At 66.4% G+C, this 13,024-nt stretch carries 10 protein-coding genes; 6 read left to right on the top strand and 4 right to left on the bottom strand.

Annotated elements, in window-relative coordinates:
- The first annotated feature begins 238 nt into the window (after window positions 1-238).
- The 5 genes from IMX13_RS05820 to aceK all read left to right on the top strand — a co-directional run bounded on the left by IMX13_RS05820 (window position 239) and on the right by aceK (window position 4,387).
- A complete protein-coding gene (locus IMX13_RS05820; protein ID WP_053515628.1) occupies window positions 239-1,204 on the top strand; it encodes a hypothetical protein in 966 nt (321 codons plus the stop codon).
- Window positions 1,197-1,745, top strand: coding sequence for an ATP/GTP-binding protein (locus IMX13_RS05815; protein ID WP_065174394.1), 549 nt, complete (start codon window positions 1,197-1,199; stop codon window positions 1,743-1,745). The genes IMX13_RS05820 and IMX13_RS05815 overlap by 8 nt, the downstream gene beginning before the upstream one ends.
- Window positions 1,738-2,151 carry a roadblock/LC7 domain-containing protein gene (locus tag IMX13_RS05810; RefSeq protein ID WP_193396003.1) on the top strand — a complete coding sequence of 138 codons (414 nt, stop codon included), beginning with the start codon at window positions 1,738-1,740 and terminating at the stop codon, window positions 2,149-2,151. Before IMX13_RS05815 ends, IMX13_RS05810 begins: the two co-directional genes overlap by 8 nt.
- Window positions 2,152-2,204: 53 nt before the next feature.
- Window positions 2,205-2,564: a hypothetical protein gene (locus tag IMX13_RS05805; RefSeq protein WP_111186564.1), complete on the top strand. Its 360-nt coding sequence runs from the start codon at window positions 2,205-2,207 to the stop codon at window positions 2,562-2,564.
- A 92-nt stretch (window positions 2,565-2,656) separates the two neighbouring features.
- Complete coding sequence (gene aceK / locus IMX13_RS05800) at window positions 2,657-4,387, top strand: bifunctional isocitrate dehydrogenase kinase/phosphatase (protein ID WP_193396002.1); 1,731 nt, start codon at window positions 2,657-2,659, stop codon at window positions 4,385-4,387.
- Between the two features lie 17 nt (window positions 4,388-4,404).
- On the opposite strand, the gene IMX13_RS05795 is transcribed toward aceK, so the two are convergent.
- The 3 genes from IMX13_RS05795 to IMX13_RS05785 form a co-directional block, all read right to left on the bottom strand.
- Entirely contained in the window at window positions 4,405-5,979 is a 1,575-nt protein-coding gene (locus IMX13_RS05795; protein WP_193396001.1) for a sensor domain-containing diguanylate cyclase, read from the bottom strand.
- A 115-nt stretch (window positions 5,980-6,094) separates the two neighbouring features.
- Window positions 6,095-7,111 (bottom strand): cupin-like domain-containing protein, encoded by a 1,017-nt coding sequence (locus tag IMX13_RS05790; protein ID WP_065174396.1) that lies wholly within the window; start codon window positions 7,109-7,111, stop codon window positions 6,095-6,097.
- 123 nt (window positions 7,112-7,234) lie between these two features.
- Window positions 7,235-10,228 carry a TonB-dependent receptor gene (locus tag IMX13_RS05785; protein WP_065174397.1) on the bottom strand — a complete coding sequence of 998 codons (2,994 nt, stop codon included), beginning with the start codon at window positions 10,226-10,228 and terminating at the stop codon, window positions 7,235-7,237.
- A gap of 490 nt (window positions 10,229-10,718) precedes the next feature.
- On the opposite strand from IMX13_RS05785, the gene IMX13_RS05780 reads away from it, so the two are divergent.
- Window positions 10,719-11,915, top strand: a complete 1,197-nt coding sequence (locus IMX13_RS05780; protein ID WP_227255330.1) for a sugar MFS transporter — start codon at window positions 10,719-10,721, stop codon at window positions 11,913-11,915.
- Between the two features lie 20 nt (window positions 11,916-11,935).
- Here IMX13_RS05780 and IMX13_RS05775 read toward each other — a convergent pair whose 3' ends face one another.
- Entirely contained in the window at window positions 11,936-12,943 is a 1,008-nt protein-coding gene (locus IMX13_RS05775) for a LacI family DNA-binding transcriptional regulator (protein WP_053515642.1), read from the bottom strand.
- Between the last annotated feature and the right edge of the window lie 81 nt (window positions 12,944-13,024).

Here is a 13,024-nt window from a genome sequence, read left to right as displayed (position 1 = left end):
ATCCCCTTTTGCCATGCAAAAGGGATCTGACCCCAAGCGATGAAAACGTGACTTCCGTCAGCTGTCGGAATGCCGTCAACACGGCATGAAACTTGCCCGCGATGGCCGTCGCAGAACCGATGCGTGCGTACGCGCGGGCACTGTCAATCTGAGCGGTCGATCACGACGGACGCCGAGGGCGATGACCTAGCCTTGGCGACGCGAGATCGCCGGGGAGGCGGTCGCACGGGGAACACGGATGGCACGCGTGCTGGTAGTGGGAACCGATATCCAGGGAGAGCAGGCCCTGCTCAGGCGCCTGCGCATCGCTTCGGCCCTGCCTGACGGCCAGATCCGCCGCAGCCAGGATCTGGACGACTGTGATCTGCTGGTCATCCGCGATACGCCCGCATTGCGCAACGCGGCCCTGCGCATGCGCCAGCAGCGGCCCCGCCTGCAGTGCTGGATCGAAGATCCCGGTGGCCAGCTGCGCGACGGCGATGGCCAGCAGCGTGTGCTCGATGACGGCGCGATCGGCCGCGCACTGCGTGGCATGCAGCGCCCACCGGAACCCGTAATTCCACACGTGCCCGCGCCGATCCGCCTGGCCGATGGTGCACACGCGATCACCCGCCTGCTGCGCGAGCGCTTGCCACTGCGGCAGGGATACGCGCTGCTGGGGGATGCCGCTGCGCCCCTGCTGCTGCTGGACCTGGAGCAGGACCAGGCCATCGCACTGCACGAGCCCGTCGTGGCATTGGTCGAACGCCTTGCGCGGGGGTTCGAACAGCTCTGGCTCGATGCGCTGACAGCAGCGCAGCTGCAAGCCCAGGCGGCAGATCGCACCCGGCAGCCATTGCGCCCGTTGCTGTGGCAGTGGGCGCAGCGCAGCCCGCATTGGCAGGCCCTGGACGAGCGCCTGCGCGTCGCCTCGGTGAAACTGCTGCGCTGGCCTGACTTCCGCGTACTGGGCCACGATCACGATGGCTTCCGCCTGTGCTCGCTGCTGCTCAAGCGCGCCTGTACGGTGGACGAGTGTGCCGTGCTGCTCGACCTTCCGCAGGCTGCAGTACGCGATTTCGTGCACGCCGCTTATCTGTGTGGCTATGCGCAGCTGCAACCGGCGCCTGCGGCGACGGTGACGGTCATGCGCGGCACGGGCAACGACAGCGGGCTATTGGCCCGGCTGTGGCGCCACCTGCGCGGGAGCGAACGCAATGCGTGAGCACAAGGTGGTCGTGCTGGGTGGCATGGGCAGCGGCAAGTCGACGCTGGTGCGCAGCATCGCCGCCGGCACGGTGGTGGACACCGACGTCGCCAACAGCGATCGGCTTGGCGCCGACAAGGCATCGACCACGGTGGCGCTCGACTACGCCGACATCGATCTGCCCAATGGCGAGCGTCTCCGCCTGTACGGTACGCCGGGTCAGCAACGCTTTGATTTCCTGTGGCCGATACTGCTGCAGGGCGCGCGCGGCGCGGTGCTGCTGCTGGATGGCCGACGTGCCGGCGTGGCTGCCGAACTGGACGGCTACCTGCAGGTGCTGCGGCCGTTCGGACCGGCGCTGGCACTGGTGGTGGCGGTGACCCATCTGGACCAGGCACCGGCGGCCGCGATGGAACACTGGGCAGCACATGCGCAGATCGACGGCCAACCGCTGCCGCTGCTGCCGCTGGATGCGCGCGACCGCGAACAGGGGCTGTTGCTGATGGATGTGCTGATGAGCGAGATCGAAGCGTACGCGCTGGTGACCGCGCATGGCTGACGGACAGGCCGCACTGCCCGATGCACGCCAGCGCGAACGCCTGCAGCCGTTGCTGCAGGACCTGCAGCACCGGGTGGAAGGGGTGCGCACCGTGGTGCTGGCCAGTGTCGATGGCTTCGCGCTGGTCAGCGCCGGTGCCGAAGGGCGTGGTGAACGCCTGGCCGCGATGACCAGCGCAATGCTGGCGTTGGCGGCAGCAGTAGGGCGCGAGCTGGTCCTGGGAGACCTGCAGACGCTGATGCTGGAAGCCGCGGGCGGCAAGGTGCTGATGCTGGCCATTCACGGTGAAGGGCGTGTGCCGCTGCTGCTGATGGCAGCCTGCGACCAGCGCAGCGTGATCGGCCAGGTGCTGTGGCAGAGCAGGGAATGTGGCCAGGCGATCCTGGCCGAACTCGGCGGACCGTGAGCCCGGCCGCAGGGGAACGAGGGGCTCGAACCTACACCGACAAGGGGTGCAACGTGTCTGGATTGACTGAATCGTTGAATGCACTGATGGGTATCGATGGCGCGCAGGCCGTGGCGCTGGTCGACTATGAAAGCGGCATGCTGCTGGGCGAAGCCGGTGCGGGGATGGACATGGAAGTGGCGGCAGCCGGCAACACCGAGGTGATCCGCGCGAAGATGAAAACCGCAGCGTCGCTCAACCTCAACGACAGCATCGAGGACATCCTGATCTCGCTGGGCAGGGCGTACCACATCATGCGCCCGGTGGCCAGGAAGAAGGGCCTGTTCTTCTACATCGTGCTGGACCGTAGCAAATCCAATCTGGCATTGGCCCGGCGCAAGGTGCAGGAAGTGGAGGCCGAGCTGGCCATCTGAGCCGATGCTTGTTGGAGCCGGGCATGGCCCGGCTCTACACATTCCACCCCACGCCGGCGTATGGTTGAGCCATCTTCTCCGGTGAGCCCTGCATGCCCACGCCTGACATCGCTGCCGAGCTGGCGCCGCGCATCGCCGGCGCCATCCGCGATGGATTCGAGCAGTACCATGCCCGCTTCGCGGCGATCACCGCCCGCGCGCGGCAGCGCTTCGAGCAGCGCGACTGGAGCGGTGCCCGCCAGGACGCCGTCGAGCGCATCGCCCTGTACGACCTGTGCATCGCCGAGCAGATGGATGCACTGCGCCGGCTTGCCGGCGAGGCGATCGGCGAGCGCTCGCTGTGGTTGCAGGTGCACGGCGCCTACAGCGCCCTGCTGCAGGGGCTGATCGACGCCGAGCTGTACAAGACGTTCTACAACACGCTGTCGCGGCGGTTGTTCGCCACTCGCGGCGTGGACCCGGCGGTGGAGTTCATCGCCTTCGATGTCGAGCCGTCCGATGCGATCACCCATCCGGTCGCCCGCCACACCTATGCGGTCTCGCCGACGCGCCCGGTGGAGGCGCTGCAGCGGGTGCTGGCTGACTATCGCTTCGATGTTCCCTATGCGCACCAGCTGCGCTGTGCCGCCGCCATCGCCGTACGGCTGCAGGATGATCTTGCGCACTGGGACGATACGCCGGTACGCAGCATCGAACTGCTGGATACCGTGTTCTACCGCGAGCGTCGCGCCTATCTGGTAGGGCGCGTCTTCGGCGAGCATCGCTTCTCGCCCTGCGTGATCGCGCTGGTCAACGACGAACAGGGCCTGCGTGCCGATGCAGTGCTGACCCGTCGCCGCGATGTCGCCCACCTGTTCGGCGTGTCGCGCAGCTATTTCCAGGCCGACCTGGCCACCGTCGGCGACGCCGTGGTGTTCCTGCGCAGCCTGCTGCCGGGCAAGCCGATCGACGAAATCTACACCGTGCTGGGCCGTGCCAAGCAGGGCAAGACCGAGCGCTACCGCACCTTCTTCCGCCATTTCAATGAACATCCACACGAGCGCCTGGTCCACGCCGAAGGCACCCCCGGCATGGTCATGGCCGTGTTCACCCTGCCCAGCTATCCGCTGGTGTTCAAACTCATCCGCGATCGTTTCGCCTGGCCGAAGGCGATGTCAAGGCAGCAGGTGGAAGAGAAGTACGCGCTGGTGTTCAACCTGGACCGTGTCGGCCGCCTGCTGGACGCGCAATCCTATCGGCACCTGCGCTTCCCGCGCGACCGCTTTGCGCCGGCGCTGCTTGACGAACTGCTGGGCCAGTGCGCGCAGAGCATCCGCGTCGATGGCGACGAAGTGGAAGTGGCGCTGTGCTACGTGCAGCGCCGTTTCCGCCCGTTGAACCTGTACCTGCGCGAGCAGGGCGCAGAGCCGGTGCGCGCTGCGGTGCTCGACTACGCGCAGGCGATCACCGACATGGCGCGCAACAACATTTTCCCCGGTGACATGCTGCCGAAGAATTTCGGTGTTTCACGTCACGGCCGCGCGGTCTTCTACGATTACGACGAACTGTGCCTCGTCAGCGACTGTGTGTTCCGTGCCTGGCCGCAGCCGAGCTCGCCGGAAGAGGCGATGGCCGACGAGCCCTGGTTCCACGTTGGCCCGCGCGATGTGTTCCCCGAACGCTTCGGCCCCTTCATGGGATTGCCGGCCGGCGAACTGGCGGCCGTGCGTGAGCACTATCGGCACCTGTTCGATCCCGGCTGGTGGCAGGCCCTGCAGGCCCGCTTCGCCAGTGGCGACTATCCGGACACGCCGCCCTATGCCGCCAGCCACCGGCTGGCGTAGCCCCGCGCGCCTGCGCTTCAGTCTGCGTGGGGGTAGACGATTACCCGGTTGCGCGCCTGTTCCTTGGCCAGGTACAGGGCCTTGTCGGCCAGGCGCAGGGCCTGCTCGGCATCGGCATGGAAGCTGGGGAAATGGGCCACGCCCAGCGACACCGTGATCGTGCCGACCGGTGCGAAGGGGTGATCGGCGATGTGCTGGCGCAGGCGCTCGGCGGCCTGGCGCGCAGGCTCGGTACCGATACCCGGCAACAGCAGCAGGAACTCCTCGCCGCCAGCGCGGCACAACAGATCGCTCTCGCGCGAGTGGCGGCGCATCTGCTCGGCGATATGGACGATGACGGCATCACCGACGTCATGCCCATGGCCGTCGTTGATCGATTTGAAGCGATCGATGTCCAGCGCCAGGATCGCGAAGGGAATGCCCTGCGCCTGCAGCGCATCCAGCGCATGCTGCAGCCCGCGACGATTCAACAGACCGGTCATCGGATCGGTGCGGCTGGCGCGGTTGAGCGTGCCGATCCGGTCCTGCAGTGCGTTGAAACTGTGCAGCACCGCATGCTTGAGCTGGGCAACCTCGAAGTACCAGGCGCGGATGCCGTTGACATGGCTGATCGCGTTGCCGGTGTCCTCGCCGGCCTGCACGTTGCGCGCCAGCTGCCACAGCGGCAGCGAAATGCGCCGGGCGAACCACCAGGTGATCACCAGTGACAACACACCCAGCGGGATCGCGTTCCAGATCACCGCCGACATCAGCCGCGACAGTGGCTGCAGGGTGGCTTCGGTGGGCCGCTGGGCGACGATGCCCCAGCCGGTGACAGCGACCGGGGCATAGCCGGCCAGCATCGATACACCGCGGTTGTTGCGTACCTGCTGCGCTCCCCGCTCACCGTGGATCACCGCCGTCACCGCCGGATTGCCGACCACATAGTCGCCCACCCGCTCGCCTTCGACGTGGTACAGCAGGCGGCCATGGCGGTCGACCACATACAGATACGAGCCGTCGCGATAGTAATGCGTACCCAGCAGCGTATGCAGCGCGCTGCGCTGGCGCAGGTACAGGGTGCCGCTGATATAGCCGCGGTAGCGGCCCTGGCCGTCGAAAATCGGATGCGACAGTGAGACCAGCAGCTTGCCGGTGGCCGACTGGTAGGGATCGCTGATCATCGGCTGACGGGAGGCCAGTGCCGCATTGTTGCCCGCGCTGTGCAGGATCTCGCCCTGGAGCTGCAGCGTCTGGGGCGAGGTGGCGATCACCAGGCCATCGGCATCCACGACCAGCGAGGAGTTGAAGCTGCTCGACTGCAGCTGCAGGCGGCTGGCTTCGCCCTGCGCCTGGCGCGGATCCATGTCCGCCTCGCCCAGCCGGGTCGCGCTGTAGGCCAACTGCTGCTGGGCGGACAGCAGGAAGTTCTGGGTCGTCTCGGCCAGCTTGCTGGCATAGACGCGGTTGGCCTCCAGCGTGTTGCCGACCAGCTGGTCGCGTTGCACGCGGTAGCTGGCCAGCAGTGTATTGGCCAGGGCGATGATGGCGCTGAGCAGGGCGAGGGCCAGGATCAGCTTGCCCAGGTTGAGGCGGGGCGAAATCAGGCGCATGCGGAGCAGGATGGGGCGGGGGGGACCGCAATGCGGGCAGGCGCAGGCGGAATGCAGGCAGCATTATCGCCAGAAACGGCGTCGGCGCGGGTGAAGCCCGGCGCGACCGGCGGCCTCAGCGCTGCAGGCGGCGCAGCAGGGTCTGGCGCACGTGCGCGGCCGCCGCCGCGTCGAGCGTTCCCAGCACACCCTGCGCCTGCATCGGTATGTGTGCGGTCGCCGCCTCGCTGTCGGCGAACACATAGTGGTCGAACATCGCGCGCCACTGCGCGCGCTGTGCCGCGGGCAATCCGCGCAGGGCCAGGATCGACAGCATCAGGGCATTCATCGGCGAGTCCATCCAGGCCGGCACCGGCCGCCACCAGGTGTTGACCAGCACATTGAATGTTTCCAGACCTTCCATGTGGTGCCACCACAGTGAAGGGATGAAGACCGCATCGCCCGGTTCAAGTTCGGCCACCAGCGCCTGCTGCAGCGCCTGCGGGAAGCGCGGAAAGCGATCAAGGTCAGGTGCGTGGAAATCGACCAGGCTGATCGCCTGCCCAGCGGGAGTGAAATCGAGCGGGCCGATGTACAGGTTGTCGATCTGGTCCGGTGGGAACAGCGTCACCCGGCGGCGCCCGGCCGCCACGCATGCCAGGTTGTCCGGTACGTCCTGATGGGCGGCAATGCGCGAGCGGTTGCCGATCCAGATGCTGCTGAGAGGTTCGTCCACGCCCAGCTGCAGCGGATTGGCCCGGGTGAAGCCGGGCAGAAAGCTGTCCAGCGTCGTCGATGCCACGTAGATCGACGGCGGCGCCGGATCGGTGGCGTACTTCAGCAGCGTGGCCAGCACCACTTTCAACGGTACCTGCTCGCGGCGGAAGTTGAAGCCGCTCATGTCCGCGTTGTAGAACAGCCGGCCGCCGGCGTCGGGTGCTGCCGTGGTCGCGGTCACCGGCATCTGCCCGTGGTCGAACGCGGCCAGGTGCGCAACCGCCTCCGCAGGCGAGCGGCGCGCGGCCGCGACCAGGGGCCAGTGCGCGACCAGCCCGCGGATCACCTTCGGCGTGGTCCAGGTGTGCAGCCGGGCCGGCAGCTCATCCGGGTCCAGGTCCCGCACGTCATCGATGGGTCGGGGGTGGGGCAGCATGCGTGGACATCCTGGTCGTGATGGAGGGCCGGGCCCGTGCCCGGCGGCCTTGGGTCCGCGCATCATGCACCCGTGCGGCGTGGGCCGGGCATGAACCCGGCTCCACGAGCCCTCCGCCGCCGGTCAGAACTTGTAGCGGACGCCGAACATGTAGCGCGGACCGGTCTGGGTGGCATAACGCAGCATGTTGGTGTGCCGCGAATAGGTGCGCATGGTCTCGTCGGTCAGGTTGATTGCTTCCAGGCTCAGCGTCAGCTGTTCGCTGACCGCGTAGCTGATGTTGAGATCGAGCTGACCGTACGCGGCAGTGTAGTTCGGGTTCGGGCCCTGGCCACCGATGCCGTTTAGGAACTTGTCGCGCCAGTTGTAGGCCGCGCGGATCTGCCAGGCGTTCTTGTCGTAGAACGCGACCACGTTGGCCGAATCGCTCAGGCCGATCATCGGGTACTGGTCGCCCAGGCTGAGGTTGTTGAACGTCAGCCCCGACTTCACCTTGGTGTAGTTCGCGGCCACGCCGAAGCCGGACTGGCCGAACAGGTGCTGCACCGCCACTTCCCAGCCGTCGAGGTGATCCGAGTGCTGGTTGGCCGGTACCGTGATGTCGAAACCGGCCACCGGGTCGTTGGGCTGGCCGACGATGGTGCCGGTCATCTGCCCGGCCGAATTGCGCCCGGTATAGGTCACGCCAGGATCCCCGGCATGGTTGGTGAAGATGTAGTCGCGGATGCAGGGCATGTCGGTGGTGCCGCAGCCCGATGCCAGTGCCTCGTTCCAGTACGCGCCACCGACCGGCGTATGCAGGGTGCCGGCGTTCTCGCGCACGATGGTGTCGCTGATGAAGTTCTTGATGTTCTTGCGGAAGAAGCCCACGGAGGCATAGCTGGCCTCGCCGTAGTACCACTCCAGCGACAGATCGAAGTTGTCCGAGATCAGCGGCTCCAGACCCGGATTGCCGCGGGTGCCGGTGCCGCCCTGGGTGCGCACGATGTCGGCCAGCGACTGACCGCTCTGGATCTGCGTCCAGCTCGGCCGGCCCAGGGTGCGGCTGTAGCTGCCGCGCAGCGCCAGCGTCTCGGCCAGGTCCAGTTTCAGATCAACGTTCGGCAGCACGTAGTCGTACTTGCCCTTGCCACCGACGAAGCCGCGATCGGCGGCGTAGTCGATGTTGAACTCGTTGGCCGAACTCCAGCTGATGCCGGTCGGTACGCGCACCAGCGCATTCGACTCCACCTCGGTCTGCTCGTAGCGCGCGCCGACGGCCACGTGCAGTGGCATCGACCAATCCAACGTGGTGCGGTACTGCAGGTAGGCACTCTTCGACTTCTCGGTGGTGCGGATGTCCTCGGAGTACTCCGTCGGTGCGTAGTAGCAGCTCGGGCAGGCCGGATCGGAATCGGTGCCGACCTGGGCCGCGCGATCGATCAGGCGGTCGAAGTCGAACACCAGGAACTGGCCGGTCAGGCGCGGATCGTTGTGGCCGGAGAATGCCTTGAAGTACTTGCCCATGTTGTCGGCGTACCAGATGTCATCGGCGTAGTCGGCCGGAGAGCCCAGACCGCCCCAGCTGTTGCGCTGCATGATGGCCGAGGCAGAGCGGTTCTCCACCTGGGTGTGGCCCACGCCGAAGTCCAGCGCCGAATAGTCGGCGAAGCGGAACGTGCCGCGGCCCTGGTACTGCTGCACCTTGGACTTGTTGTAGCTGTTCTGGAACACCGAGCCGGTGACCAGTGCGTCGGAGGCCTGCACGCCGCCCGGCGGCAGTGCGATGTTGATGATCGGCAGGTCGCCGCTGTAGTCGACGGTGGTGGTGCCACGCACGAAGGCGGCCACGCCGAGCACGCCCGCCGAGCCATAGGGACTGTCCGGCCGCGATTCCGACTCGGCGTTGTGCACATCGAAGGACAGGTCCAGCGCGTCGTTCACTTCCCAGTCGACGTTGAAGCCCAGCGAGTGCATGTCGGTCTTGGTGGCCAGTTTGGCGCCGCCCATCGACACGTCCGAATTGGTCATGTCCTCGCTGTAGATGATCGGCGCGGACACCGGGCCGTTGGTCCAGATGCTGTCGCCCGGACCATAGTTGAACCAGACCGACAGCTCGCTGCGCTGCTGCTGCACCTTGTTCTCGACATAGGTGTAGTCCAGCGTGGTGGTGACATTGTCGGCCGGCTTCCACTGGAACGTCGCCTGCGCGTTGGTGCGCTGCCGCTGCACGCCGTTGACGTTGTAGGCGGTGTTCTGCGGACGTGCGTAGACGTCGTCGGGGCCGGGGCGGTTGGTGATGCGGTCGGAATACCCCTGGCCAGGCAGCGGCAGCGCCCGCCAGTCCGCGCTCTCGTTGCCCTTGAACGTGGCCCAGCCCTCGGCCACGGTGGCCTGGTTGAAGCCGGAATCACGTTCCTGGTGGCTGGCACTGAACGTCACGCCGAAGCGATCGTCGGCGTAGCGCTGGCTGAAGATGCCCGAGAGCTCGCCGGTGACGTTGGAGCCGCGCAGGGTCCGCGGCAGGTTGTCGTTGGACGAATCGTTGACCGCCTTCAGACCAAGGCTGATCACCGGCTCGGACTCCAGCGGCCGCAGCGTCTTGATGTTGATGGTGGCACCGATGCCACCGGCAGGATTGTCGGCGCGGCTGGTCTTGTATACCTCCACCGCAGAGATCGACTCGGAAGCGAGGTTGGCGAAGTCGAACGAGCGCGAGCCGGACAGGCCGCCGCCGCCGTTGCCCAGATTCGACGCCGGCATCTGCCGCCCGTTCAGCAGCACCAGGTTGTAGTCCGGACCAATGCCGCGCACGGTCACCTTGGACCCTTCGCCGCTGGAGGTGCGGTCGATGGAAACGCCGCTGATGCGCTGCAATGATTCGGCCAGGTTGGTGTCCGGGAACTTGCCGATGTCCTCGGCGACGATGCCGTCAACCACGCCCTGGCTGTCGCGCTTGAGGTTCATCGATGAGGTCAGGCTGCCGCGGATACCGGTGACCTGCACCGCATCGAGCGTGGTCGGATCGACTGGTTCGTTGGTGCCGGGTGCGTCCTGTGCCCATGCCGGGGCGGCCAGCGCAGCCAGCAGCGCGGAAGTGAGCATCGTCTTGCGAGGTACTGCCTTGTACGTCTTCATGGAAGCTCCCTCCCCAGGGAATTCGGTAATGGCGATCCTGCTTCGTTCAATCACGGACTACTGCATGTGGCCCGGATTGGAGCGACGCTTGACAGCGTTGTCAACAAACTGCCATGAAGTGCGCCGCGTCGGCGGTCGCAAGGCGCGCTGTGAAATCGTTGCCAGAACCTCGTCGCTTCGGAAACAACGCCTTGTGCGACGGCATCTGCAGCGGTTTTGCAGGGATGACAGCGCTGCCAACACGAGGGCAGGAAAGTGTTGTGCGGTGCAGAACAAAACTGCGCGGATCAGCTTTCAGCCCGCACGGGTCAGGGCATTCGTCGGACTGACAGCGCTGGACAATCACAATGGCTGCAAATGTCACGCATGACCGCAGGATGGCTTCGATCACTGACTGGAAGGACAAGCAATGGACACAGCAACGACCATTCGAGGACATCACGTGCAGGGGACCACCCGCGCACTGGCGGTGGTCACCGCCATCTTCTTCATGTGGGGCTTCCTGACCTGCCTCAACGACATCCTCATTCCGCACCTGAAAGCGGCGTTCGCGCTGAGCTGGGTGCAGGCGATGCTCATCCAGTTCACCTTCTTCGGCGCCTACTTCCTGATGTCGCTGCCTGCTGGCCGGCTGGTGGCTGCGGTGGGATACAAGCGCGGCATCGTCGCCGGGCTGGCCATTGCAGGCGTCGGCTCGCTGCTGTTCTGGCCGGCTGCGGCCGCCCATGTCTATGGGCTGTTCCTGGCAGCGTTGTTCGTGCTGGCCACCGGCATCACCGTGCTGCAGGTGGCAGCCAACCCCTACGTGGCATTGCTGGGCGAGGAGCGCACCAGCTCCAGCCGGTTGACCCTGGCGCAATCGATGAACTCGCTGGGCACCACGCTGGCACCGTTGTTCGGTGGCCTGCTGATCCTGTCGGCGCAGCCGCGCAGCGAGGAGCAGCTGGCGCTGTTGCCGCAGGCCGAAGCACTGGCCTACCGTGCAGCCGAAGCGCAATCGGTGCAGCTGCCGTACTTCGGCCTGGCCGTGGTCCTGTTCCTGCTGGCGGCAGCGATCTGGATGTTCCGTCTTCCCACCATTCCCGGCGTGGAGAAACGCACCGGCGCGCGAAGCCGGCCGTGGGACGTCCTGCGCCACCGCCATGTGCGACTGGGTGTGCTGGCCATCTTCTGCTACGTGGGCGCGGAAGTTTCCATCGGCAGCGTGCTGGTCAACTTCCTGTCCTCGCCGGGCATCGGCCAGGGCATGACCGAGCAGGAGGCCACCGGTTATGTCTCGCTCTATTGGGGCGGTGCGCTGGTCGGGCGCCTGCTTGGCGCGGCGCTGCTGGCGCGGTTGGATGCGCGCTGGCTGCTCGGTCTTTTCGCGCTCGCGGTGGTGCTGCTGCTCGGCATCACCGTCTCCACCACGGGTGGCCTGGCCAAGTGGGCGGTGGTGAGCATCGGACTGTTCAACTCCATCATGTTTCCGACCATCTTCGCGCTGGCGATCACCCGCCTTGGAGCTCTCACCGGACAGGCTTCAAGCCTGTTGGTGATGGCGATCGTCGGCGGTGCGGTCATCCCGCTGGCCATGGGCTGGCTTGCCGACAATCATGGCCTGCAGCTGTCGTTCCTGCTGCCGGCGCTGTGTTATCTCTACATTGCCTTCTATGCATGGAAGGGTTCGCGGCTGCCTGCCGCGTGAGCCGCAGGTTCGCCGCTGGCTCAACGTCGCCGTGGTGCGGCGGTCGACTCGCGTTCGAGTACCGCGTGCTCGACCGTGATCATGCGGCCAGCGGCTTCGGCACGGATGTGCTCGATCAGCTGTTCGGTGGCCAGCCGCCCCATGTGCGAGGTCGGTTGGCGCACGGTGGTGAGTGCAGGGTAGATGTGCCCTGCGATCGGGGTGTCGTCGAACCCGCACACCGAAAGGTCGCGCGGCACGCGAAGGCCGCGTTCGCCCGCGACGCGATACACGGCCGCGGCCATGTCGTCGTTGGCGGCGAAGATTGCCGTGGGAGGCTCATCCATGTCGAGCAGCAGGTTGGCTGCGTCCACGCCGGACTCGAACGAGAACTGGCCGTTGACCACCAGCGCCGGATCGTAGGCGATACCTGCCTGCCGCAGGGCCTGGCGGTAACCGGCGTAGCGCCACTGGCAGGCACCATGCGCGCGCGGCCCCTTGATGTGGGCAATGCGGCGGTGGCCCTGCGCGACCAGGTGACCGATCAGCTCGACCACCGCAGTGGTTTCATCCATGCGCACGCCGATGCGTCCCTCCGGGTGTCGCGGGGCGATGCAGGCGAAGGGAATGTCATGCTCTTCCAGGTACGACAGCACTACTTCGTCGTCGGTCAGCGGCGGGATCAGCACCACGCCATCCGGACGCGAGTTCTCGAACAGCGCGGTCATGTCGGGCAGGGTACGCCGGCCAGTGCCCACCGGGCCGAGGATCAGGTTGTAGTGCTGTGCGTGGCAGGCCTCGAGCATGCCGTTCTGGATTTCCATCAGGTAGTTGCGCGAAGGATTGTTGTAGACCAGTGCCAGCGCGTACGAGCGCTGTCCGGCCAGGCTGCGCGCGGAGAGATTGGGCTTGTAGCCCAGGCGCGCCACGGCCGCCAGCACCCGTTCGCGGGTCTGCTCGCGCACGTTCGGCTCGCGGTTGAGCACGCGGGACACCGTCTTGATCGATACCCCGGCAACGGCGGCGACATCCTCGATTCGACTGCGCATGATGCGGTGGATCCTCCTGGAAGGCGGCGGCGACGCGCCGATGGTAGTGCGTACCTGCGATGTCGGTGTTGCCGGAGCAGG

Origin of the sequence: Stenotrophomonas sp. B2 (genome assembly GCF_014947095.1) — a bacterium.
GTDB lineage: Bacteria > Pseudomonadota > Gammaproteobacteria > Xanthomonadales > Xanthomonadaceae > Stenotrophomonas > Stenotrophomonas maltophilia_P.
Note: the sequence above shows the minus strand (reverse complement) of the source record. Positions and strands in the feature narration are given on the sequence as shown.

Coding starts and splice junctions, on each gene's coding strand:
- IMX13_RS05820 (WP_053515628.1), top strand. CDS start 239: ATGGCACGCGTGCTGGTAGTGGGAACCGATATCCAGGGAGAGCAGGCC.
- IMX13_RS05815 (WP_065174394.1), top strand. CDS start 1,197: ATGCGTGAGCACAAGGTGGTCGTGCTGGGTGGCATGGGCAGCGGCAAG.
- IMX13_RS05810 (WP_193396003.1), top strand. CDS start 1,738: ATGGCTGACGGACAGGCCGCACTGCCCGATGCACGCCAGCGCGAACGC.
- aceK (WP_193396002.1), top strand. CDS start 2,657: ATGCCCACGCCTGACATCGCTGCCGAGCTGGCGCCGCGCATCGCCGGC.
- IMX13_RS05795 (WP_193396001.1), bottom strand. CDS start 5,979: ATGCGCCTGATTTCGCCCCGCCTCAACCTGGGCAAGCTGATCCTGGCC.
- IMX13_RS05790 (WP_065174396.1), bottom strand. CDS start 7,111: ATGCTGCCCCACCCCCGACCCATCGATGACGTGCGGGACCTGGACCCG.
- IMX13_RS05785 (WP_065174397.1), bottom strand. CDS start 10,228: ATGAAGACGTACAAGGCAGTACCTCGCAAGACGATGCTCACTTCCGCG.
- IMX13_RS05780 (WP_227255330.1), top strand. CDS start 10,719: ATGTGGGGCTTCCTGACCTGCCTCAACGACATCCTCATTCCGCACCTG.
- IMX13_RS05775 (WP_053515642.1), bottom strand. CDS start 12,943: ATGCGCAGTCGAATCGAGGATGTCGCCGCCGTTGCCGGGGTATCGATC.